The organism is Amycolatopsis sp. NPDC051372, from assembly GCF_040682095.1.
Lineage (GTDB): Bacteria > Actinomycetota > Actinomycetes > Mycobacteriales > Pseudonocardiaceae > Amycolatopsis.
Window position 1 is genome coordinate 225,831 of sequence record NZ_JBFBAF010000001.1, and the last position, 21,258, is coordinate 247,088.

The following is a 21,258-nucleotide window of genomic DNA, read 5'->3' on the forward strand; positions in this document are numbered from 1 at the left end:
CTGTGGGCGGGTTCGTTCGCCGAGCCCGATCGGATCTCACCTGGTCGGGTTGTGGACAACTACCCCTGTCAGGCTCGCTGTGCCCAATTTTGTCGGCGGTGGCGGATAAAATGGACATGGGCACGCCCCCCAAGGGAGGGAGGGGGCTGTGAGTCTCGCAGGCGGTGCTCGAAAACGACCTCGTGGCGAGAGCAGACGGCGCCGCCGAGCCGCGCGAGCCACTCGTGTTTTGAGGCTGCTGTGCCTGCACCACTGCTATGCCCCGACCGCGGTCTGCGACGCGTGCGCCACCACCGCCGCCGATCCGCCGGGCCTGCCCGGCTTGATCAGCAGCGAGCCGATCCGGTGCGCCGGGTCGGTGGCCGGCAGCCGCACCACACCGAGCCGCGCCGTTCCCGAGCCGGAGCCGGAGCCGATCGGCACGTCGACGAACCCGCACTCGGCGGTCGGTTCCTGCGAGGTCGGGCACGGCGTCCACGTGGTCGACGCCGAAGCCGGCACCGCGAGCAGCGGCAGGAAGAGCAGGACAGCGGCAGCGATCAGCTTCATGCCGGACGAGCCGCGGCCACCGGCCGAAGAGCGCGGTGGGACCCCTCGTCCCGCACGATCACCGTCTCCGCCAGCCGCACGTCACCGGCCGGCGCCGTCACCTGGACCACCGCGACGGGCGTGGGTGCCGGCGTCGACGCCTCGGGCTTGGCTGCCAGGCCCAGGCTCGCCGTCACGACGAACGCCCCCACGGCCCCGGCCAGCACGGCCGCCAGCACCCGGTTCTCGATCTTGCGCATGTGAATGTTCCCCCGAAAGTGTGGTGGTTCAGGCGGCCTTGACGGTGACGCTGCCGCTGGAGGTGTTGAGGTCGAGCGTCTTCGTCTCGCCGGCGTTGTTCGACGTGGGGATCTGCACGGTCCGGTGCCCGCTGTCGGTGTCCCCGATCACCCGGTACGACCCGTCCGGGACCCGCACGTCGACGCTGCCGGAGTCGGCGTGCACCTTCACGTCGTTGGGCGTGGTCAGGGCCAGCTCGACGCTGCCGCTGTCGGCGGAGACGTCGACCGGCCCGCGCACTCCGTCGGCCTTCACATGGCCGGACTCGCTGTGCAGCTGCACCGGCCCGACGTTCTGCAGGTCGATCGAACCGCTGTCGAGGCGCAGGTTCACCAGCCCCGCGACGTCCGCCACGCGCGCGTGGCCGGAGTCGGCGGTGACGTCGACACTCGCGACGCCCGTCACGTCCAGCGAACCCGAGTCGGACTGGCCCGTGACGGGCAGCCCGGCCGGCACGACGACGTCGAAGTCGGCGGTGCAGTTGCGGCCGCAGTCGCCGAGCACGAGCTGGTCGCCCTCCACCCGGAAGGCGTCACCCGGCTCGCCGCGGAAGTTGTAGTGCAGCTTCTGGTGCACGGAGATGGGGCCGGAACCGGTGCGGATCCGGATGTCGCCGGAGTTCGCGTCGAGCTTCACGCCGCGGATCTGCTGCGAGACCGTCGCGCTGCGCTCCACCGTGCTGCCCAGCCCCCAGCCGAGCGCGATGGCCACTCCCACGCCGATCAGAACTACGCCACCCAGTGCCAGAAGCGGGCGTGCCATGGTGTCCGTCCCCTCAGTACCGCTCATCCGTCTTCCGCAAACGGTAGGAGGGGCACGGGTGCCGCGACATCCGGTAAACCCCCCGAAACATCCCTGAGGTGCCGGGGTCCGGGTCAGGGTCATAGCCTGGAGCCGACTGGACTTCCAAGATCAACGCGTTCAGGAGGATTGATGCCTCAATCGCCCAATCCCTACGATTTCCTGCCGTCCGTGCCGTCGTTCACGCTGCGCAGCACGGACATCGCCGAGGGCGAGACGCTCGCGACGCCGCACCTGTCCGGCATCTTCGGCGCCGGTGGCGAAGACCGGTCGCCGCAGCTGTCGTGGGAGGGCTTCCCCGAGGGCACGCGCAGCTTCGCGGTCACGGTGTACGACCCCGACGCCCCGACCGCGAGCGGTTTCTGGCACTGGGCCGTGTTCAACGTCCCCGCGTCGGTCACCGAGCTGGCCGCCAACGCCGGCGACGCGAACGGCTCCGGCCTGCCCGAGGGCGCTGTCACTCTGAAGGGTGACGGCGGCGTGAAGCAGTTCCTCGGCGCCGCCCCGCCGCCCGGGCACGGCCCGCACCGCTACTACTTCGTGGTGCACGCGCTCGACGTCGACTCCCTGGAGATCGACGGCGACGCCACGCCCGCGTTCCTCGGCTTCAACCTGTTCGGCCACACCCTGGCTCGCGCCACGATCACGGCGGTCTACGAGAACAAGGGCTGAGTTTCACCGATAGCAGGGCCACCGCGGGTTCGCTCGCGGTGGCCCTGTGGTGTTTTTCCGACAGGTGGAATCACTGCCGTTGACCCGCTCCCTCGCCGGGGAAGACGATCGGAAGCTGCACATCAGCACGTACCTCGTAGCGCAAGGGAGCCGGCACCGATGTACGAAAAGGACGGCGAGCGCTACTTCATCGTCGACGGTCACGTGCACTTCTGGACGCCGACGGAAGTCGGCTTTCGCCACCAGAGCGAGGAAACGATCGTCCACGACCTGTTCGAAACCGGGTACGTGGACCACGCGATCTTCCAGCCCGCCGCCACCGCCGACCCCGACGGCGCGGCACCCGGGAGCGCGCTGACCGAGCGGTACCCCGGCCGGTTCACCGTCGCCGGCCTCGAGCCGGTCGCCGGGAACCTCAAGGGCGTCAAGCTCGTCACCACCGAACAGGCGGGCCGGCAGCTGTCGGACCCGGGCTCCTACCGCTTCCTGGAGAAGTGCCAGGAGCTCGGCATCCGCAACATCCACCTCCACGCCGCCCCCTCGATCCGCCCGCTCGACCGCGACGGCTCGGATGGCACGGGCGGCTCCGACGCGTCCGCGGCCTTCGACGCCGCCGGCCTCGACGAGGTCGCCGCAGCGTTCCCCGACCTGCGCTTCATCGTCGAGCACGTGGGCTTGGCGCGGCTGCAGGACTTCTGCTGGATCGCCACGCAGGAGCCGAACGTGTACGCCGGCCTCGCGCTCGCGTTGCCCGCCATCCTCACCCGGCCGCGCCAGTTCGCCGAGATCATCGGCGAACTGCTCTACTGGATGGACGAGAACCGGATCACGTTCGCCAGCGACTACGGGCTCCAGCACCCGAAGTGGCTGATCGAGTCCTTTGTGGACTTCGAGATGCCGGAGGACTTCCAGGACGAGTACGGCGAGCTCACCACGGACGTGAAGAAGAAGATCCTCGGCCTCAACGCGGCTCGCCTGTACGACCTCGAGGTGCCGGACGGCTGCGGGAGGACCGAAGCGGCGGCCGAGATCGGTTCGAACTCGAAAGTACCGGTGTGACGCCGGGACTCACCCGTTCGGTCCAGCGGGCCGAGATCCCGGTACGCCGGAGTCACCACGGCCGGTCGGCGGGCGACCTGCACTGATCTCACCGGGTGAAGCCGAGGCCCGGTCGGTGTGAGCACCCGCGGCGACGTCGGAATCGTTGCCGACCGGGTGCTCCACTTGAGCCGTTCGGAGCACGTATGGTGGTGGGCGCATGTGATCGCCCGTTCACTGCCGAACGGTTTCACGGAGGTGCCGCTGTGTCCGAACCCGCCCTGCCGCTTTCCGACGACGACATCACCGAGAAGGAACCCAGCGGGCTGATCGGTTCGGCGCAGCGGGCGCTGCGCGTGCTCGAGATCGTGGCCGGTGCCGGTGACGGCATCGCGGCCAAAGCCGTGGCCCGGCGCGCCGGTTACAAGCTCTCGACCACCTACCACCTGCTCAACACGCTGGTCCACGAAGGCTATTTGATCCGCCTCGGCCACGGCCGGGGATTCGGCCTCGGCTACAAGGTCGGCGGCCTCTACCACAGCCTGCTCGGCGAGCTCGACGTCGACCACCAGCTGCGCGACGGCCTGCACCAGCTGCACCTGCGCGTGAGCGCGCCCGCGTACTACACGGTCTTCCGAGACACCGACGTCGTCGTCGCGGCCGTCGCCGACTCGCCGGAGTTCCCGCGCGCCCAGCCGCTCGACTTCGGTTTCCACGAAGCCGCGCACGCCACCGCGTTCGGCAAGGTGATGCTGGCATCGCTGCCCGCGCGCGAGCGCCGCGACTACCTCGCGGGGGCTGGCATGCCCCGCCTCACCGACCGCACCCGCGTGACGTCGCGCGACCTCGAGACGGAGCTCGAAACCGTGGCGCGCTCGGGGATCGCGCTGGAGATCGAGGAGTTCCAGCCCCAGCTGGCGTGCGTGTCCGCGCCGGTGCTCGACACCGAGCAACGCGTGACGGGTGCGGTCGCGTTCTCGGTGCCGGTGCATCAGTTCGCCGACCGCCGCTCGGACCTCGAACGTGCCGCCCGTGCCGGGGCGGCGCACTTCTCGAAGTTGTTGTCCGCCAAGGACAACTGAAAATTCGACCGACCGGTCTACCGGAGCGCTTCCCGGTTGGCACCCTCGCGTTCGAGGAACCGGCCCTTGGTGTGCTCGCCGAACCCGAACTGCCGGTACAGCCCGTGCGCGTCGGCCGTGTGCAGCATCCAGCGCATGCCGGCGCCCGGGCCGTTGTCGATCATTTCGCGCACGATCTCCTTGCCCAGCCCCGAACCACGCGCGTCTTCGACCACGAACACGTCGGCGAGGTAGGCCGACGTCACGCCGTCGGAGATCGCCCGCGCGAAGCCGACCTGGTGGCCGGTGGCGCGCTCGTACGCGCCGACCACGCGCCAGGACCCGGCGACGGCCGCCTCGACCTGATCACGCGTGCGCCAGCGGCCCCAGTAGGCCTCGGTGGAGAGGAACTTCCACAGCACGTCGAGATCGAGCCGGCCGGGGTCGTCGTCGAGTTCGTAGTCGCCTGCGATCCGCATGCGGGCAAGTTAGCCGAACTCGTGAAAAGAGCGCACGGGAGTTTCAACGAGGCTTGAGCAGGTAGTCCACTACGGGCCGCAGCTCTTCGGCCGAGGGCGGTTCGTCGTCGATCAGGCCCTGGATCAGCAAGCCGTCGATGCCGGCGAGGAACACGCGGAACGCGACCTCGTTGTCGTGGCGGACCATGGACGTGAGGACGTCGAGCCAGCGCCGCGCGGCCGGGCGCAGCTCGGGTTTGCGCGCGGCCAGCAGGTACAGTTCGTACTCGGCCATCGTGCGCCCGCGGCGCGGTCCGAGTGCCTCCGCGAGCAGGCCGGCGACCTCTTCGGCGCCGCGGCTGCCGCGGGAACGGGCGCGGTCGATCATCCAGTAGACCTCGGTGGCCATGTCGCGCGCGCAGGAGATGAGCGTGGCCACGAGCAGGTCGTCGAGCGAGGCGAAGTGGTACGTGGTCGACGCGGTGGGCACGTCGGCCTCCACCGCCACCGTGCGGTGCGTGACGCCCGCGACGCCGTCGCGCTCGATCACCCGCAGGGTGGCCGCGATGATCTCCGCGCGCCGCTTCTCGCCGCGCGCCTTGCGTCCGTCGACCTGGATCTTCACTGGTTGCTCCCGACCTCGATCAGCACCACCCCGCCGATCACGAGCACGAGCCCGCCGGCCATCACCAGGTTGATCGGTTCCTTGAGGAACAGGACCCCAATGATCGCCACGAGCGCCACGCCGACGGCGGCCCACACCGCGTACGCGATGCCGAGCGGCAACCCCGACTTCAGCACGCGGGAAAGTGCGAAGAACGCTACGCCGTACCCGACGGCGACCAGCGCGGACGGCAAGACTTTCGTGAAGCCCTCGGAGAGCTTCAGGGAAACGGTGGCCGTCACTTCTGCGGCGATCGCCAAAGCGAGGTACAAGTAAGCACCCATGAGTACGAAACTACCTGAACGATCGTCTCACTAGCCAGCGAGGCGTGCACCACATCGGTGGGACTTGGGCGCTGCCAACCAGTTACCCATCAGTAAGAAGCGTTACCCTGCTCGGCACCGGCGCTGTGAGAAACGCACAGGCACCGGCACCACCACACCGGACGAAAGGCACCCGACGATGGGCGCTGTAGAGCTGACGCTCGGGGGGATCTCGGTCCTCCTGGGCATCGTCGCCTGGGGACTGTTCATCGCCACCATCGCCCGCTTCGTGCGGGTGATCCGGCTGGGCCAGCCCGACCCGACGCGCAACGGACCGTTCATGCCGCGGCTCGGCACCCTGATCAAGGAGTTCGCCGCGCACACGCGCATGGCGAAGTTCCGTCAGGTCGCGCCCTGGCACTGGATGGTGATGTGGGGCTTCCTCATCGGGTCGCTCGCGCTGTTCGAGGCCTACGGCGAGGTGTTCGTGCCGACGTGGGGCTGGCCGGTCCTCGAGGACTGGTCGCTGTGGAGCCTGCTCATGGAGCTGCTCGGCGTGGCCACGATCGTCGGCGGCATCGGCCTGGTGATCATTCGCCAGGCCAACCACCCGCGCCGTGCCGACCGGCAGTCGCGCTTCGCGGGCTCGAACTTCAAGTGGGCCTACTTCGTCGAGGCCGTGGTGATCATCGAGGGCATCGGCATCATCGGCGTGCGCGCGGCGAAGGCCGCGATGGGCGTGCACGAGACGCCGACGTGGGCCGCCTTCGTGTCCAACCCGCTTTCGCACGCGCTGCCTGCCAGCGCCGCGCTCGTGTCGGTGTTCGCGTTCATCAAGCTGATGAGCGCCACGGTGTGGCTGATCGTGGTGGCCCGCACGATGACCATGGGCATCGCGTGGCACCGCTTCAGCGCGTTCTTCAACATCTACTTCAAGCGCGAGGACGACGGTGGCGTCGCGCTCGGCGCGGTGAAGCCGATGATGAGCAAGGGCAAGGTGCTCGACCTCGAGGAAGCCGATCCGGACGAGGACACGTTCGGCGTCGGCAAGGTCGAGGACTTCAGCTGGAAGGGCTGGCTCGACTTCTCCACCTGCACCGAGTGCGGGCGCTGCCAGTCGCAGTGCCCCGCGTGGAACACGGGCAAGCCGCTGTCGCCGAAGCTGCTGATCACGCAGCTGCGCGACCACGCGTACGCGAAGGCGCCGTACCTGCTGGCCGGCGGCAAGCGGGACATGGCGGGCGACGAGATCGGTTTGACCGGCGACAACTCGCATGCGGGTATCGACGTGCTGGCGCTGGCCGAGTCCGAGCGGCCGTTGATCGGCGGCGCCGAAGACGGGGGCGTGATCGACCCCGACATGCTGTGGTCCTGCACTTCGTGTGGCGCCTGCGTGGAGCAGTGCCCGGTGGACATCGAGCACGTCGACCACATTGTCGACATGCGCCGCTACCAGGTGATGATCGAGTCTTCGTTCCCCACCGAGCTCAACGGCATGTTCAAGAACCTGGAGAACAAGGGCAACCCGTGGGGCCAGAACGCCAAGGACCGTCTCCAGTGGACGGAGGACCTCGACTTCGAGGTGCCCGTCTTCGAAGGCGACCTGGGTGACGCAGAGTACCTGTTCTGGGTCGGCTGCGCCGGTGCCTTCGAGGACCGCGCGAAGAAGACCACGCGCGCCGTGGCCGAGCTGCTGCACATCGCGGGCGTGAAGTACACCGTGCTCGGCTCGGAGGAGTCGTGCACCGGTGACCCGGCGCGCCGCGCGGGCAACGAGTTCCTGTTCCAGATGCTGGCCCAGCAGAACGTCGAGGTCCTGAACTCGGTGTTCGAGGGCCGCGAGCGCAAGGCGCGCAAGGTCGTGGTGACCTGCGCCCACTGCTTCAACACGCTGGCCAACGAGTACCCGGAGCTGGGCGGCCAGTTCGACGTCGTGCACCACACGCAGCTGCTCAACCGCCTGGTGCGGGAGAAGTACCTGACGCCGGTCGCGCCCGTCGCGGAGGACGTCACCTACCACGACCCGTGCTACCTCGGCCGCCACAACAAGGTCTACGACGCTCCGCGTGAGCTCGTCGGGGCTTCGGGCGCGAAGTTGCGCGAGATGCCCCGCCACGGTGACCGGTCCATGTGCTGCGGCGCCGGCGGCGCGCGGATGTGGATGGAAGAGAAGATCGGCAAGCGGATCAACGTCGAGCGCGTGGACGAGGCGCTCGGCACCGCGCCGTCGAAGATCGCGACCGGCTGCCCGTTCTGCCGCGTGATGCTCACCGACGGCGTGACCGCGCGCCAGAGCGACGGCCTCGCGAGCGAGCGGGTCGAGGTCGTGGACGTGGCTCAGCTGCTGCTCACGGCGGTGAAGCGCAAGCCGGAGTCCGCCTTGGTGGCGACGGGGGCGCCGTCACTGGAGGAGGCTCCGGCAGAAGCAGCGGACGAGGAGCAGTCGGCTTCGGCCGAATAGCCGGTCCCAAACTGGAATGAACGCCCCTTTCATGATGGCTCGCCATCATGAAAGGGGCGTTTCTCGATCATTTGTCACGGGAACAGTCGTGATTAACGGCCCGTGTACGAATGCTCGCAGAGCGACACGATCACCTCATGCCATTTCGCAAGACAGCGGTTGTCGCGCTCGCTCTGTTCTCCCCGTTCGTCGCCGAATTCCTGCTCGGTGATCAATACCTGGCCGGGCCGCCCGGCCAGGTATTGATCACCCAGCAACTCGGCATGTTCGCGATGTTCGTGGCGCTCTACGGCTCGGCCGCGGTACTGATCCGCGAGGTCGCGCGCCGCCGCGGCCGGGGCCGGCCGACGATCCTCACGCTCGCGCTGGCTTTCGGCGTCGTCGAAGAAGGCCTGCTCACGCAAACGTTGTTCAACCCGCACTACCTCGGCCTCGACCTCCTGAGCCCCGCGCACGTGCCCGGGCTCGGCATCGGTGGCCAGTGGACGGTGTTCGTGCTGACGCTGCACGTGGTCTGGAGCATCTGCGCGCCGATCGCGATCGCGGACGCGTTCTCCGGGCGCGAGCGGTGGCTGCGCCGGCCAGGCACGGTGGCGTGGACCTGCGCGCTGCTCGTCGGCGCGGTGGGGACATTCCTGGTGTCTCGCATGATGGGAACTCCGGCGTTCCTCGCGGCGCCCGGTCAGCTCGTCGGCGCGGCCGTGGTCGCCGTCGGGCTCGTGTGGTTTGCCTTGCGCCTGCCCGTCCGAACCCTTGACACGCGGGGCTCGGCGTGGGCCGGGTTCACCGTCGGGCTGGGGGTGAGCACGCTGTTCCACCTGGTGGACAAGACCGTGTTGCTCCATTCGTGGGGCACGGTCGCGTTGATGCTGGCGCTCGAAGTGGCCGTGGTCGCGTTCGCCGTGCGCTGCCGCCCGCCCGCGTTTTCCCTGGCAGCAGGCGCGATTGTCACGTACTGCTGGGTCGGTCTGCTGACCGCCGCGGGCAACCCGGGCGCGCTGATCGAACAGGTGGTCCTCGTGGCCGCGACGCTTTCGGTACTCGCGCTCACGGCCCGTCGGCGAATTCCGGTAAACGTTTGACGCAAGAGGCACGGACGCACCGGAATGGCTGCGAAAACGTTTACCGTGCACAATTTCTGCACCTCTGGTCCGGCTTCGTCACATTGCCGATGACAGGCAGGACAACGGGCGTAATCTACGGTTCCTCGCGACCAACGCCGCTTGCGGGAAGCGAATTCGGCTACCGATATAAGGGGGCGCGACGTGGTGAACGGGTACAGCGGGCCTGGTTACATCGGTCACTCGGGAACCCCCTTTCCGCCTTCCGGGCGAGTCAGCGTCGCGCCGGGCCGGGCCCCCGAACCCGTTTGGCCGAGCGAAGTGCCCGAGGAGTTCGCGGGCGAGCCCGTGGCGGGCGACGGCTGGGTCTCCGACCCGTCACCGGTTCCCGGCCCGCGGACGCTCGTCCGGCCGTACGTCCTCACCCGTGGCCGCACGCATTCCCGCCGCAACCTCGCCATCGAGGCGCTCGTGAAGGCCAACGCCCGGGACCCGCGCTGGAACGGGCCGCAGGTGAAGGGCGAGTTCCGGATCGTGCGGTCGCTGTGCCTGTACCCGCGCTCGGTGGCCGAGGTCGCCGCCACGCTGAGCGTTCCGCTCGGCGTCGCCCGGGTCCTGCTCGACGACCTGGCCGAGCTCGGCCTCGTGACGATCCACGCGCCGCAGCGCAAAGAGGACGGCCGGCCGGCGATCGCGCTCATGGAGCGAGTGCTTTCGGGTCTCAACCGACTCTGACCCACCCGCGCGGCTAGTCTTCTGCGCGTGAGTGAGCAAGAGGAATCGGGCGGCGAGAGCACCCTCACGGTGCTGCTGGCCGGCGGCGTGAACCTGGCCATCGCCATCCTGAAGCTGATCGCCGGGATCATCACCGGCTCGGGCGCGATGCTGTCGGAGGCCGCGCACTCCTTCGCCGACACCATCACCGAGGTCCTGCTGCTCACGGCGTTGAAGCGTTCGGAGCGCCCGGCCGACCGCGTCCACCCGTTCGGCTACGGCAAGGAGCGCTACTTCTGGTCGCTGCTCGCGGCCGTCTCGATCTTCGCCTCGGGCGCGATGTTCGCGCTGTACGAAGGCTTCACCACCGTGTTCGGCGAGCCGGAGGAGCAGACCGACCCGATCGTCGCCTACGGTGTGCTCGCTGCGGCGTTCGTGCTCGAGGGCATCTCGTGGCTGCAGGCCATTCGGCAGGTGCGCAAGGAGTCGAGGGCCGAGGGCCGCTCGTTCTTCACTTACCTGCGCATGATCGACGATCCCGCGCCCAAGACTGTGCTGTTCGAGGACTCAGCCGCGCTGATCGGCCTGCTGCTCGCATTCGCCGGTATCGGGTTGCACCAGCTCACGGGTTCTTCGCTCTACGACGGGATCGCGTCGATCCTCATCGGCCTGCTGCTCGCCTGCGTCGCGTACCTCCTGGGGCGCACCAACCGGGGTCTGCTAGTGGGGCGCCAGGCCGATCCGCGGATCGTGCGCGGCGTGCGCGACCACCTCGTGGCGGCGCCCGAGATCGAGGCACTGGTGGACCTGCAGACGATGCTGATGGGTACGGACCAGGTGCTGGTGTGCGCCCGCGTGGACTTCGACGATTCACTGGGCGCGGCCGATGTCGAGTTCGCCTGCGTGCGGATCGCGGGCGAGCTGACCGAGGGGTTCCACGACGTCACCGAGGTGTTCATCGAGCCGGTGCCGCGGACGGATCCGAGCCTGCGGGCGGCCGTGCTGGCGCGCTACGGCGACTTGACCACGCGGCCGATCGAGGATTCGCGGTAGGGCTTGTTCAGTACCCGAAGTCCTGCGTCCAGTACCAGCCGGCGGTGGTCACGCCGACGCCGAGCTTGGTCAGCGAGCAGTTGAGGATGTTCGCGCGGTGTCCGCTGGAGTTCATCCACAGCTGCATCACCTGCTTCGCACTCGTCGCGCCCTTCGCGATGTTCTCGGCGCCTGGCTTGCTGTAGCCGGCGTCGCGGATGCGCTCGTCGAAATGCTTGCCCTCAGGCGTGTCGTGCGAGAAGTAGTTGCGGGCCGACATGTCGTCGCTGTGGTCCTGCGCGGCCTGGTCGAGGTGGGACTCTTCGGCGACGGGGTCGCAGCCGGCCTTGGCGCGCTCGTCGTTCACGAGGTCCACGACCTGCCCTGCCATCGAGGGGTTCGTGGTGCGGGGCTGGGTGGTCGACGTCGGGGTGGTCTTGGGATCCGGCTTGGGCGGCGCGGGGGTGCCGGAGCCCGTGGTGCCGGACGCGGGCGTCGACGTCGGGCCTGGGCCGGCGGAGGTCGACGTCGTGGGGGCGGTCGAACCGGACGTCGGGGTGCCGCCCGCGCCGCCCGTGCCCGGGGCCGGGATGCCGCCCGGCGTGGACGACGACGGCTGCTTCGCGTAGGGATCGACCGGCGGCACGCCGGACAGCGGGTCGGACTGCCCTGTCGCGGCGCTACCGAGAGTCGCCACGCTGGGTCCGTCGTGGAGCCATACTGTCCCTCCAGCGGCGGAGAAACCGCCGAGAAGAACACTCAGTGACACCAAAACCACTCGACCACGCGCACCAATGGGGGACACGGGCGAGAAAACTATCACGAACCGATTACGACCGTTACCCCGAAAGGCGCAGTGCCTTATTTGATCAAGCCCGGGAAATGATCACGTGGTGCGGGGGTTTCCTGGTGCAGGGGGATGGTGATCTCCGGTGCGCGCTGGGGTGGAGAGAGGCTGGGGAGACTCAGCTCACGGCTCGTGGCCTGCGGGTGACGCGCAGGAGCAGCGCACCTGCGGCGAGGAGGGCGAGGCTGACCAACGCGTCGGTGGTTCGGTCCGGATCGGGGCCGGGGATCGGCTGCGTTTGTGCGGCCGGTCGGGCGTGGGGGCCGAGGATCCGGACGGTCGCGGCGGCTCGGACGGTGAGCGGTTTCGCGGCGTCGGGTCGGGCCGTGACTTCGACGGCGTCGGTGAGCGTGCCTGCGCGGGGTGCGGTGGCGGTGCGGGTCCATTCGCGCCGGCTGCCGGGGTCGAGGTGGTGGCCGTCGAGTGTGAGCGGGGTGGTGCCGGTGTTGGCGGCGGTGACGAGGAACGTGACGGTGTCGCCGGGGTTGGCAGTGGGCTCGGCTTGTTCGGTGAGGTTCAGAGCTGGGCGCGGGGTGGGGTGGGCCCGCTTGGGGGCTGGGGAGTTCTCGACGTTGGTGGTCGTGGTGGCGGCCGCCGTGAGCTGGTGGCCGGCGGGGTCTTGGGCGGTGGCGGTGGTGTCGGTGACGGCCGTCGATTGGGCCGTGAGGGTGCACGCGCGGAGGGTTTCGGTGCCGGGCTCGAGTCTGGGCAGCGTGAACGCGCAAGCCGGGTCGGTGGCGCGAACGGTCACGTCGTGCAGTGCTGCGTCTCCGGTGTTGCGGACGGTGGTCAGGTACGTCACGGGGTCACCGGAGCGGATGGGCTGGTCGAGGTGATCGGTCCTGACGGTGAGGCCGGGGTGGATCACGGGGACGGGCGCGTGCGCGGTGGTGGTGATGGGGGCGCCGCGGGTCGGGGTGGCGCTGACCTGGGTGGTGTCGGTGGTCGTGCCGGTCGCGGTGGTGGTGCACGGGTAGCGCTGGATGCCGTTGACGGGCAGCGTCGGGAAGGTCCGCGAGCACTCGGGAGCGTGGGGGTCGGTGACGTGGACGTCGTGCAGGTTGGTGTCGCCGGTGTTGGTGAGGACGAGGTCGAACCGCACGGAGTCGTCGGGGGCGAAGGGACCTGCGGTGCTGGTTTTCGTGACGGTGAGTTTCGGTTGCAGCACCTCGAACGACGCTTGCGCCGACGACGTCACCGTGCGTTGGGTCGGATCGGTGCCGGTGGCCTTGGTGGTGCTGGTGAATCCGGTTTTGCCCGCGACCGTCGTGCAGGTGTAGGTCTCCTCGGCGTCGGGCGCGAGGGCCGCGAAGCCGCGGCCGCAGGCGGCGGTGTGATCGTCCACAACGGACACCTTGGTCAGCGGTACGTCGCCGACGTTCTTCACCAGCACGGAGAACGTGACGGTGTCGCCTTCGCGGACCTGGTACGGCTCGGCGTCGCCCATGATCGCGAGCTCGGGGTGGATCACATCGACGTTCGTGGTGCCGGACGTGGTCACAGGGCGGGTCGTCGGGTCGTTGGCCGTCGCGTTGACGGTGGTGGTGAAGTCGTCGGGCGCGGTTTTGACGGTGCAGGTGTAGGTGGCGGCGGCGCCGGTGGCCAGCTGGTCGAAGGCGTGGGCACAGCCGGTGAGGGTGATTTTCGTCAGCGGGGTGTCGCCGGTGTTGGCGACGGTGACGGTGATCGTGACGTCGTCGCCGGGTCGCGCTTGTGCCTGTGCGGCAACGGGTTTCACGGTGAGTGCCGGGTGGATCACGTCGATTTTCGCGTCGGCGGTCGCGGTGAGTGCGGGGCCGGTGGTGGGGGTGCCGGTGACTCGTGCGGTGAGCACGGTGTCGTCGGCGGGGGCGGGTGAGGTGCAGTCGTAGGACTGGGTCGCGTCGGGGGTCAGGGTGGCGAAGGTCTTGGCGCACGCCGGTACTCGGTCGTCAGTTACTTGCACGGCGGTGACCGGTGAGTCGCCGGTGTTGGTGACGGTGAGTGTCGTGGTCACGGCGTCGCCGGCGCGAAAGGGACCGCCGTGCACGGTGCGGGTGAGCGAGAGGCCGGGGTGGACGACGGTGAAGGAGGCGTCGGCCGTCGCGGTGACGGTGCCGCCGAGCGGGTCGGTGGCGGTGACTTTCGCGGTGTTGGTGTAGCCGTCGGAGCCGGCATTGGTCGTGCAGGTGTAGTGGTCGGTGGCGCCGGGGGCGAGGGTGTTGCCGTCCGGGCGGACGCAGGCCGGGGTCTTGTCGTCCATAATGGACACCTTGGTGAGCGGGACGTCGCCGGTGTTGCTCGCTGTGATCGTGAAGGTGACTTGGTCCCCTTCGCGCACTTGCTGCGGCGTTGCCGACTGCGTGATCGTGACGGCGGGGTGGATCACGTCGAGGTGCGCGTCGGCGGTCGCGGTGACCGGGCGGTTCGACGGATCGGTGCCGGTGACTTTGGCGGTGCTGGTGAGGTCGTCGCCGGCGGAGTGGGTGCAGGTGTAGTTCTGTTTCGCCTGCGGGGCCAGGATTCCGAGGCGGTGGGCGCATTCGGGTGCTGCCGGGTCTTCGACGGTGACGTCGTGCAGTTCGGCGTCGCCCGTGTTGGTGGCGGTGATCGTGAACGTCGCCGGCTCGCCTGGCTTTACGACCGTCGGCGTGACCGTCTGCGTGACGGCGATGGCCGGGTGGATCACGTCGAGGGTGGCCTCGGCGCTCGCCGTCACGAGCGGTCCCACCGGTGGGGCGGCGGTGACGGTGAGCGATTCGGTGACGTCGTCTGCGGGTGCGATGGTGGTGCAGCTGAAGGTCCAGGTGGCGCCGGGTGCCAGGGTGTCGTGGTCCTGCGTGCACGCGTCGGCGCGCTCCGCGGTGGTGACGTGCGGCTTCGTGAGTGGGGTGTCGCCAGTGTTCTTGACGGTGACCTGGATCGGCACGCTGTCGTGTTCGCGGAAGGGTCCACCTTGGACGGTGGTGGTGAGCGTGACGGCCGGGTGCTGGACGGTGAACTTCGCATCGGCCGAAGCCGTGACGGTGCGGGCGGTCGGGTCTGTTCCCGTGACGGTGACGGAGTTGGGGAAGCCGTCCGTTCCGGCCACCGCGGTGCAGGTGAAGGTCTGTTTCCCCTGCGGTGCCAGGATTCCGAGCTGCTTGGCGCAGTCGGGAACCTTGCTGCTGGTCACGGCGAGCTCGTCCAGCGGGACGTCGCCGGTGTTGCGCACCGTGACGCTGAAAGCCACGCGGTCCCCTTCGCGTACCTGCGCGGGTGCGGCGGATTCCGTGACCGCGACGGCCGGATGGATGACGTCGACTGGCGCGTCGGCCGTCACGCTGAGCTGTTTGCCCAGCTCATCCTTGCCGGTCGCGATGGCGGGGTCGGTGAAGTCGTCGCCCGGCGCGAGCAGGTCGCACCGGTAGGTCTGCGTGGCCTCCGGGGCGAGCGTGCCGAACTTCCGCACACAGCCGGGTGCGCGGTCGTCGGCCACCGCGACCTCGTCGAGCGGCGCGTCACCGGTGTTCTTCAGCGTGACGGTGAAGGTCACGCGGTCCCCCTCGCGCACCCGCGCCGGCGCGGCCGTCTTCGTGAGCGACAACGCCGGGTGGATCACCTTCGCCGTGGCCGACGCGGTGTCAGTGACGGGCTGGCCGGACCGGTCGGTACCGGTCGCCGTCACCGTGTTCGTCGTGGTCAGCGCTGGGTTCGCCACGCACGGGAAGCTCTGCTGAGCGCCGGCGGCGAGCGCGCCGAACGTCCGCGAGCACTCCGGCGTGGTGGCGTCGGTGACGGCCACGGGGCTCAGCGGGCTGTCGCCGGTGTTGCGCACGGTGATCGTCCAGGTCACCTGCTCACCGGCGTGGACGACGGCGGGGTCCACCGTCTTGGTGACGTCCAGGGCGGGCGCGATGAGGGGGACCTTGACATCGGCCTTGGCCGTCACCGTCTTGGCCAGCGGATCCGTTCCGGTGACGGACGCACTGGTGTCGGGCACCGGCGCCTTCGCCGTGCAGGTACCGGTGGTGCGCTGGCCCGGCGCGAGTGTCCCGATCGTGCGCGCGCACGCGCCGACCTTCGCGTCCGTCACGGCGACGTCGTGGAGCGCCACGTCACCGCTGTTGGTGGCGGTGACCGTGAACGTCACGGGGTCGCCGACGCGATAAGCCGCCTTGTCGACCTGCTGCGCGAGCGTGATCGCCGGGTGCACGACGTCGACGTGAGTGGTCGCGCTGCCGTCGAGTGCGTCACCGAGCGTGCTGGTGCCGGTGACCTTCGCGGCGCTCGTGACGTCGTCGTCCGGGGCGGTCACCGTGCACTGGTAACCCGTGGTCGCGCCCGCGGCGAGCTCGCCGATCTTCTTGCCACAGGCGGGAAAGCGCTCGTCGGTGACCTCGACGCCGGTGGCCGCGGTGTCGTTCGGGTTGGTGACACCGACCGTCACGGTGACCTGGTCGCCCGCGTGCGCGCGCGGCGGATCGGCGTGGGTCACGAGCTGCAGATCCGGCACGGGTACGGAGAACACGAGGTTCTGCGCGACGAAATCGTCCCCTGTCGTGCTGAAAGCGAGCTTCGCGTTGGTTGCGCCGCTGGGCACGGCGTCGCTGCTGAACGCCTTCGCGTCGATGCCGAAGGTGTTCTTGACGTCGGGTTTCGCGGCGTTGTCGGCGCTGGCCACGAAGAAGTTGTCCGACGCGCCGGTGCCGGGTTCGGCGACGGGTTTGTCGTTGATGAGGAAGCGGTCACCCCTCGTGCCCCAGTCGCCGCCTTCGGCGGTCACGCCGACGTGGGCGTCGGCCGAGGCCGCGCGGAAACCGGTGACGGTGGTGGTCGTGGCGGGACCGTTCGCACCCTGCGGCACGTGACCGTCGTAGACGTAAACCGCGCGCTTGGCCGGCGCGTACTGCGGATCGCGCGCGGGGTAGGAGAAGACGATCGCCACCGACCAGCCCCCGCCACACCCGCGGCCGGCGGTGGTCCAGACGTTGGCTGCGGTGAGGGTGAGCGGCGCGCCGGTCGGGGCCGTCGCGAACTGACCGGTCACGTCGGCGTAGGCGGAGTAGAACTTGCCGTCTTCGTTGTAGGACCCGGGCGTGACGTCGGTTTGGGCTGCGCCGACGGAAAACCGCACGGCCTGCGTCTTCGGTGCGCCGGCGGGACTCGCGCACGCCGTCCTCGTGCCACCCCAGCTCAGCCGCGCGAACGCGACCTTCGCGCCCGGCGGGACCGTGACCGACGCGGTGGAAGAGTCGAACGTGCTCGCGTCGGAGTCCACATCGGACCAGCGCAATGCGAAATCGCCGGCGGGCTTCTTCGTCTCGCGACTGGCGGCGTTCGCGCAGTCGGCGTCACTCGGCGTGCACTCGACCACGCTGTTGCCGGCGTAGAGGAAATCGCCGTACACCACTTGGTGGTAATTCTGCTGCAATCCCTTGACGGTGTCCGCGTGCGCGGGGACAACGAAGGTGGCCAGGAGGCCGAGTACCGCGAGCAGACGTTTCCCGGCCGAGCCCATGTCCGCGAGCTTTCCACGAACCGGTGAACGAATCGCGTTTTCCAACCCGGCCGTGGCCGCAACTCACTCCAGCGAGCGACTGGTGAGGCGCAAGGTCGACTCGTGGGTGACCGCCGCGGCTCTTTCGAGGAACCCGATCACCGTTCGGAGTTCACCTTCGGAGTAGTCGTTCGCGAGCTCGCGCGTCGCGGCCACGATGTGGTCCCACAGGGACACGGCCCGCTCGATCGTCTCCTCTTCCACACCGACGAGCACCTTCCGCCGATCGTCCGGGTGCGGCGAGCGGGTGACCATCTGCTTGCGCTCGAGCCGGTCGATCAGCGCGGTGATCGACGCCGGTGCCAGGCCCGCGTACTCCGCGAGCTCCTTCGGCGTGAGCGGGCCGAGGCGCGCGACGTAGTCGAGCACCTTGCTCTCGACTGCCGAGAGGTCGCGCAGGATCGCGATCGCGGTGTGGAACATGACCGTCTCCGTGGACAGCTCCCGCGACTTGAGCAGCAGCTCGTCGACCAGTTTCTCGTGCTCGGTTGACACGACGGGCAGCCTAGCGCATCATTCGATCGGCAGTATTATTCGATGCATCGAAATATTCGATTCAGTGAACTATACGAGGGGGCGAAGGATGTCACGGGTGTTGATCGCGGGCGGAGGTATCGCGGGCACGATCACGGCGATCGCGCTGCACGAGGTGGGCCACGAGCCGGTGCTGTTCGAGGCGTACGACCGCACGGCCGAAGGGGTCGGCGCGTTCCTCACGCTGGCCGTGAACGGGCTTGACGCGCTGGCGCCGTTCGGGCTGAAAGACCTGGTCAAAGGCCTGGGGTTCGACACGCCGAGGATGAGCATCGGGCTTGGCGACGGCAAGCGGCGCGCCGAGTTCCCGTTGGGCGGACCGCTGCCCGACGGCACGGTGAGCCAGACCGTGCGCCGCTCGGACCTCTACGTCGCGCTGCGCGACGAGGCCGCCAGACGCGGGGTGCGCACGGAGTTCGGCCGGCGGCTCACGGACGCTTCGCAGACGTCGGCCGAGGTCACCGCGGTATTCGCCGACGGCTCGTCGGAGTCCGGCGACCTGCTGATCGGCGCGGACGGCCTGCGGTCCACCGTGCGCCGGATCCTCGACCCGGCCGCGCCGGCGCCCCGGTACGTCCCGCTGCTCAACACCGGCGGCTTCACCACGGCTGTGCGGCTCGACGACGAATCGGGCGTGATGCACATGGTGTTCGGCCGCAAGGTGTTCTTCGCGCACGTCGTGCACCCGGACGGTTCAGTGTGGTGGTTCGCGAATGTCCCGCGCGCGACCGAGCCGACGCCCTCGTCACCGGTACCGAGTGCCGCTGAATGGCGCGCCGAGCTGCTGGACCTGGTGCGCGGCGACCGCACTCGCGCCGCCGAGATCATCGGCGCCACGGAGCACCTCTACGCGCCATGGCCGACCTACGACTTCCCGTCCCTGCCGGTCTGGCACCGCGGCCGCATCGGCATCATCGGCGACGCCGCCCACGCGACGTCACCGGCGGCCGGCCAGGGCGCGTCGATGGCGATCGAGGACGCCGTCACTCTGGCGCAATGCCTGCGTGACGTCGCTCCGGCCGCCGCACTGTCGACGTTCGAGGCCTTGCGCCGCTCACGCGTGGAAGCGGTGGTGGCGCAGGGAAAACGCAACGGCGACCACAAATCGCCGGGCTTCTTCGGCCGCGTCGTCCGCGACTTCTTCATCCGGCGCACCATCAGGAACGCCGGCGGCGAGGACCCCAACGCGTTCATGTGGAACCACCGCATCGACTGGGCGGCCCCGGTGTCGGTCTAGCGCCAGGTGTCCACGCGGTGGAAGTTCTTGTACGCCCGGCTCGGCGTCGGGCCGCGCTGGCCCTGGTAGCGGGAGCCCGCTTCCTTCGAGCCGTACGGGAACTCCGCCGAGCTGGACAGGCGGAAGATGCACAGCTGGCCGATCTTCATGCCGGGCCACAGCGTGATCGGCAGGTTCGCGACGTTCGACAGCTCGAGCGTGATGTGCCCCGAGAAGCCCGGGTCGATGAAGCCCGCGGTCGAGTGCGTCAGCAACCCCAACCGCCCCAGCGACGACTTGCCTTCGAGCCGCCCGGCGAGGTCGTCGGCCAACGTGACCATCTCGTAGGTCGACCCGAGCACGAACTCGCCCGGGTGCAGCACGAAGGGCTCCTCGCCCTCCTTCTCGACCAGCGAGGTCAGCTCGTCCTGCTGCAGCTGCGGGTCGATGTGCGTGTACTTGCTGTTGTCGAACACCCGGAAGAACCGATCCAACCGCACATCGATGCTCGACGGCTGGACCATCGCGGCATCAAACGGATCAATCCCGAGCCGGCCGGCGTCGAGCTCTTTGCGGAGGTCACGGTCACTGAGCAGCACGGACGCAGCCTAACGTCTGCTTTGAACCAGGTGGGATCAGGCTGGTTCAGATGATAACTGTTCCGGTTCGGACGGTAACTGAACTCAGGCAGCGCGCTCATCGCTCCCATACGACGTATCCGCCTTGAACACCTCGTGCACCCGCTTCAGATACCGCCGACGCCCCAGCCCGCCGAGCAGCTCCTGCAGCGCCGTGGCTCCCGGGATGAACCGCCGGGCGGTCTCCGCCGCGAAGTTCACCCCGGCCACCGCCACGACAGCTGCCTGGGCGACCGGGTCGTCGGGCAGCTCCAGGAAATCGGCGTTCTCCTTGCCGAGCACCAGCCGGCTGATCGCGGAGTGCACCGAGACGTTCACGTGCGCCAGCACCTTGCCCGCCGCCCCGCGCCCCTCGCCGATCGCGGCGTGGCTCTCGACGAGGGCCTTGGCCAGGCGTTTCGAGTCGTCGTCGGGGATGAACTCGGTCGCGGCGAGGAGCCAGAGCAGGCGCCAGGCGTCGCCCTCGTCGGCGGGGAGGAGTTCCTCGCCGACGCCCATCAGCCAGCCGATGTAGCGCCACAGGTGCAGGATGTCCGCGCGCTCGCGTTCGGTGTAGCGGAGGCCGAGCAGCTGCGTGCCGAAGACGTAGACCAGCGAGAACAGCAGCAACGTGCCCGCGGTCTGGACCTGGTTGACGGGCCGGTCCCACTGCTCGTAGTCCCAGTCCTCGCGCTGGTTCATCGCCCGCCGCACGTGCGCGTGCACCACGCGGATCCGCACCGCCGCCCGGAACCCGGCCGCGGTCCGGTCCATCGCCCCGGGCGTGGTGACGTCGATCCACCACGCGGCCGTCTCCACCAGCCGCTTCGGAGCCCGGTTCTCGATCTCCCCGGTCCCCACCAACGCCTTCGTCGCCCGCGACGCCAGATATCCGCCCATCAACGACATGTCGCCCAGCGGAAACAGCCCCAGCAACCCCGCGCGCGTGATCGCCCGCGCCCCACGCTCCAGCCTCGCCCGATCCACCCAATACGGCGTCGCCTCGACCGCCGCCATGAACTCCCGCAGCTCAGGGCTGCTTTCCTGGCCGCCCCCATGCACCAACGCCCGCTCGAACCGCGCCCGATTCCCGGCATCCCGCCCGAACCACTCCACCAACGCATCCGCCGGCGCGTCCTGCCGCTGCGCGAACTCCCTCAGCCGCTGCACCTGCTCGTCCCCGGCTCGCAGCCCCTCGACCCCGCGCAACCGCGCGACCAGTCGAAACCCGCCCTGCCGGAACAACACCGGGTCGTCCACCACATCCACCTCCGGCGCCGCCACCCCGTCCGACAACAAGTGTTGTCACTTGCCCCCGGCGCCGTCAACCCACGCCCCACTGGACACACCGACCACGCCCCCGTGTAAGCTGGCGGGGCACTGCGGATGTAGTTCAATGGTAGAACATCAGCTTCCCAAGCTGAATACGCGGGTTCGATTCCCGTCATCCGCTCTCTTGCGAAAGCCCCAGGT

Annotated in this window: 19 protein-coding genes and 1 tRNA gene; 9 read left to right on the top strand and 11 right to left on the bottom strand. The window is 69.2% G+C overall.

Annotated features, from left to right (window positions below):
* Window positions 1-255 precede the first annotated feature (255 nt).
* From AB0M56_RS01040 to AB0M56_RS01050, 3 genes are read right to left on the bottom strand one after another with little or no spacing between them, the layout of a single operon-like run.
* Entirely contained in the window at window positions 256-549 is a 294-nt protein-coding gene (locus AB0M56_RS01040) for a hypothetical protein (RefSeq protein ID WP_364169501.1), read from the bottom strand.
* Window positions 546-788 carry a hypothetical protein gene (locus AB0M56_RS01045; protein WP_364169504.1) on the bottom strand — a complete coding sequence of 81 codons (243 nt, stop codon included), beginning with the start codon at window positions 786-788 and terminating at the stop codon, window positions 546-548. The genes AB0M56_RS01040 and AB0M56_RS01045 overlap by 4 nt, the downstream gene beginning before the upstream one ends.
* 28 nt (window positions 789-816) lie before the next feature.
* The gene (locus AB0M56_RS01050; RefSeq protein ID WP_364169506.1) at window positions 817-1,590 is read right to left on the bottom strand and encodes a DUF4097 family beta strand repeat-containing protein; all 774 of its coding nucleotides are present in this window, start codon (window positions 1,588-1,590) and stop codon (window positions 817-819) included.
* 171 nt (window positions 1,591-1,761) lie between these two features.
* Between AB0M56_RS01050 and AB0M56_RS01055 the strand changes: the two genes are divergently transcribed.
* From AB0M56_RS01055 to AB0M56_RS01065, 3 genes are all read left to right on the top strand, one after another.
* Complete coding sequence (locus AB0M56_RS01055) at window positions 1,762-2,301, top strand: YbhB/YbcL family Raf kinase inhibitor-like protein (protein ID WP_364169509.1); 540 nt, start codon at window positions 1,762-1,764, stop codon at window positions 2,299-2,301.
* A 159-nt stretch (window positions 2,302-2,460) separates the two neighbouring features.
* Window positions 2,461-3,360: an amidohydrolase family protein gene (locus tag AB0M56_RS01060; RefSeq protein ID WP_364169511.1), complete on the top strand. Its 900-nt coding sequence runs from the start codon at window positions 2,461-2,463 to the stop codon at window positions 3,358-3,360.
* A 245-nt stretch (window positions 3,361-3,605) separates the two neighbouring features.
* Window positions 3,606-4,421 carry an IclR family transcriptional regulator gene (locus AB0M56_RS01065; RefSeq protein ID WP_354865302.1) on the top strand — a complete coding sequence of 272 codons (816 nt, stop codon included), beginning with the start codon at window positions 3,606-3,608 and terminating at the stop codon, window positions 4,419-4,421.
* A 17-nt stretch (window positions 4,422-4,438) separates the two neighbouring features.
* Here AB0M56_RS01065 and AB0M56_RS01070 read toward each other — a convergent pair whose 3' ends face one another.
* The 3 genes from AB0M56_RS01070 to AB0M56_RS01080 are packed head-to-tail and all read right to left on the bottom strand — an operon-like array spanning window position 4,439 to window position 5,806.
* Window positions 4,439-4,879, bottom strand: coding sequence for a GNAT family N-acetyltransferase (locus AB0M56_RS01070; RefSeq protein WP_364169514.1), 441 nt, complete (start codon window positions 4,877-4,879; stop codon window positions 4,439-4,441).
* Window positions 4,880-4,922: 43 nt separating this feature from the next.
* Complete coding sequence (locus tag AB0M56_RS01075; protein ID WP_364169516.1) at window positions 4,923-5,483, bottom strand: TetR family transcriptional regulator; 561 nt, start codon at window positions 5,481-5,483, stop codon at window positions 4,923-4,925.
* On the bottom strand, window positions 5,480-5,806 hold the full coding sequence (locus AB0M56_RS01080) for a multidrug efflux SMR transporter (protein WP_364169519.1): 327 nt from the start codon (window positions 5,804-5,806) through the stop codon (window positions 5,480-5,482). Before AB0M56_RS01080 ends, AB0M56_RS01075 begins: the two co-directional genes overlap by 4 nt.
* A 178-nt stretch (window positions 5,807-5,984) precedes the next feature.
* Here AB0M56_RS01080 and AB0M56_RS01085 point away from each other — a divergent pair, with 178 nt between their 5' ends.
* From AB0M56_RS01085 to AB0M56_RS01100, 4 genes are all read left to right on the top strand, one after another.
* Window positions 5,985-8,246: a (Fe-S)-binding protein gene (locus tag AB0M56_RS01085; protein WP_364169521.1), complete on the top strand. Its 2,262-nt coding sequence runs from the start codon at window positions 5,985-5,987 to the stop codon at window positions 8,244-8,246.
* Window positions 8,247-8,383: 137 nt separating this feature from the next.
* Complete coding sequence (locus AB0M56_RS01090) at window positions 8,384-9,328, top strand: hypothetical protein (RefSeq protein WP_364169524.1); 945 nt, start codon at window positions 8,384-8,386, stop codon at window positions 9,326-9,328.
* Window positions 9,329-9,628: 300 nt separating this feature from the next.
* Window positions 9,629-10,042, top strand: coding sequence for a DUF742 domain-containing protein (locus tag AB0M56_RS01095; protein WP_364169526.1), 414 nt, complete (start codon window positions 9,629-9,631; stop codon window positions 10,040-10,042).
* A gap of 27 nt (window positions 10,043-10,069) precedes the next feature.
* Window positions 10,070-11,074, top strand: a complete 1,005-nt coding sequence (locus AB0M56_RS01100; protein WP_364169529.1) for a cation diffusion facilitator family transporter — start codon at window positions 10,070-10,072, stop codon at window positions 11,072-11,074.
* A gap of 7 nt (window positions 11,075-11,081) precedes the next feature.
* Here AB0M56_RS01100 and AB0M56_RS01105 read toward each other — a convergent pair whose 3' ends face one another.
* The 3 genes from AB0M56_RS01105 to AB0M56_RS01115 all read right to left on the bottom strand — a co-directional run bounded on the left by AB0M56_RS01105 (window position 11,082) and on the right by AB0M56_RS01115 (window position 17,913).
* Entirely contained in the window at window positions 11,082-11,831 is a 750-nt protein-coding gene (locus AB0M56_RS01105; protein ID WP_364169532.1) for a CAP domain-containing protein, read from the bottom strand.
* Window positions 11,832-12,018: 187 nt separating this feature from the next.
* Window positions 12,019-17,379: a hypothetical protein gene (locus tag AB0M56_RS01110; RefSeq protein WP_364169534.1), complete on the bottom strand. Its 5,361-nt coding sequence runs from the start codon at window positions 17,377-17,379 to the stop codon at window positions 12,019-12,021.
* Window positions 17,380-17,442: 63 nt separating this feature from the next.
* Window positions 17,443-17,913 (bottom strand): MarR family transcriptional regulator, encoded by a 471-nt coding sequence (locus AB0M56_RS01115; protein ID WP_364169537.1) that lies wholly within the window; start codon window positions 17,911-17,913, stop codon window positions 17,443-17,445.
* Window positions 17,914-18,001: 88 nt separating this feature from the next.
* On the opposite strand from AB0M56_RS01115, the gene AB0M56_RS01120 reads away from it, so the two are divergent.
* A complete protein-coding gene (locus AB0M56_RS01120; RefSeq protein WP_364169540.1) occupies window positions 18,002-19,189 on the top strand; it encodes an FAD-dependent monooxygenase in 1,188 nt (395 codons plus the stop codon).
* Here AB0M56_RS01120 and dcd read toward each other — a convergent pair.
* Complete coding sequence (gene dcd, locus AB0M56_RS01125) at window positions 19,186-19,767, bottom strand: dCTP deaminase (RefSeq protein WP_220245217.1); 582 nt, start codon at window positions 19,765-19,767, stop codon at window positions 19,186-19,188. The genes AB0M56_RS01120 and dcd overlap by 4 nt on opposite strands.
* 84 nt (window positions 19,768-19,851) lie before the next feature.
* Window positions 19,852-21,048: an oxygenase MpaB family protein gene (locus AB0M56_RS01130; protein ID WP_364170706.1), complete on the bottom strand. Its 1,197-nt coding sequence runs from the start codon at window positions 21,046-21,048 to the stop codon at window positions 19,852-19,854.
* Window positions 21,049-21,167: 119 nt separating this feature from the next.
* On the opposite strand from AB0M56_RS01130, the gene AB0M56_RS01135 reads away from it, so the two are divergent.
* A tRNA-Gly gene (locus AB0M56_RS01135) sits at window positions 21,168-21,238 on the top strand.
* The last annotated feature ends 20 nt before the right edge of the window (window positions 21,239-21,258 follow it).

Coding starts and splice junctions, on each gene's coding strand:
- AB0M56_RS01090 (WP_364169524.1), top strand. CDS start 8,384: ATGCCATTTCGCAAGACAGCGGTTGTCGCGCTCGCTCTGTTCTCCCCG.
- AB0M56_RS01085 (WP_364169521.1), top strand. CDS start 5,985: ATGGGCGCTGTAGAGCTGACGCTCGGGGGGATCTCGGTCCTCCTGGGC.
- AB0M56_RS01045 (WP_364169504.1), bottom strand. CDS start 788: ATGCGCAAGATCGAGAACCGGGTGCTGGCGGCCGTGCTGGCCGGGGCC.
- AB0M56_RS01120 (WP_364169540.1), top strand. CDS start 18,002: ATGTCACGGGTGTTGATCGCGGGCGGAGGTATCGCGGGCACGATCACG.
- AB0M56_RS01070 (WP_364169514.1), bottom strand. CDS start 4,879: ATGCGGATCGCAGGCGACTACGAACTCGACGACGACCCCGGCCGGCTC.
- AB0M56_RS01055 (WP_364169509.1), top strand. CDS start 1,762: ATGCCTCAATCGCCCAATCCCTACGATTTCCTGCCGTCCGTGCCGTCG.
- AB0M56_RS01050 (WP_364169506.1), bottom strand. CDS start 1,590: ATGGCACGCCCGCTTCTGGCACTGGGTGGCGTAGTTCTGATCGGCGTG.
- AB0M56_RS01060 (WP_364169511.1), top strand. CDS start 2,461: ATGTACGAAAAGGACGGCGAGCGCTACTTCATCGTCGACGGTCACGTG.
- AB0M56_RS01110 (WP_364169534.1), bottom strand. CDS start 17,379: ATGGGCTCGGCCGGGAAACGTCTGCTCGCGGTACTCGGCCTCCTGGCC.
- AB0M56_RS01040 (WP_364169501.1), bottom strand. CDS start 549: ATGAAGCTGATCGCTGCCGCTGTCCTGCTCTTCCTGCCGCTGCTCGCG.
- AB0M56_RS01080 (WP_364169519.1), bottom strand. CDS start 5,806: ATGGGTGCTTACTTGTACCTCGCTTTGGCGATCGCCGCAGAAGTGACG.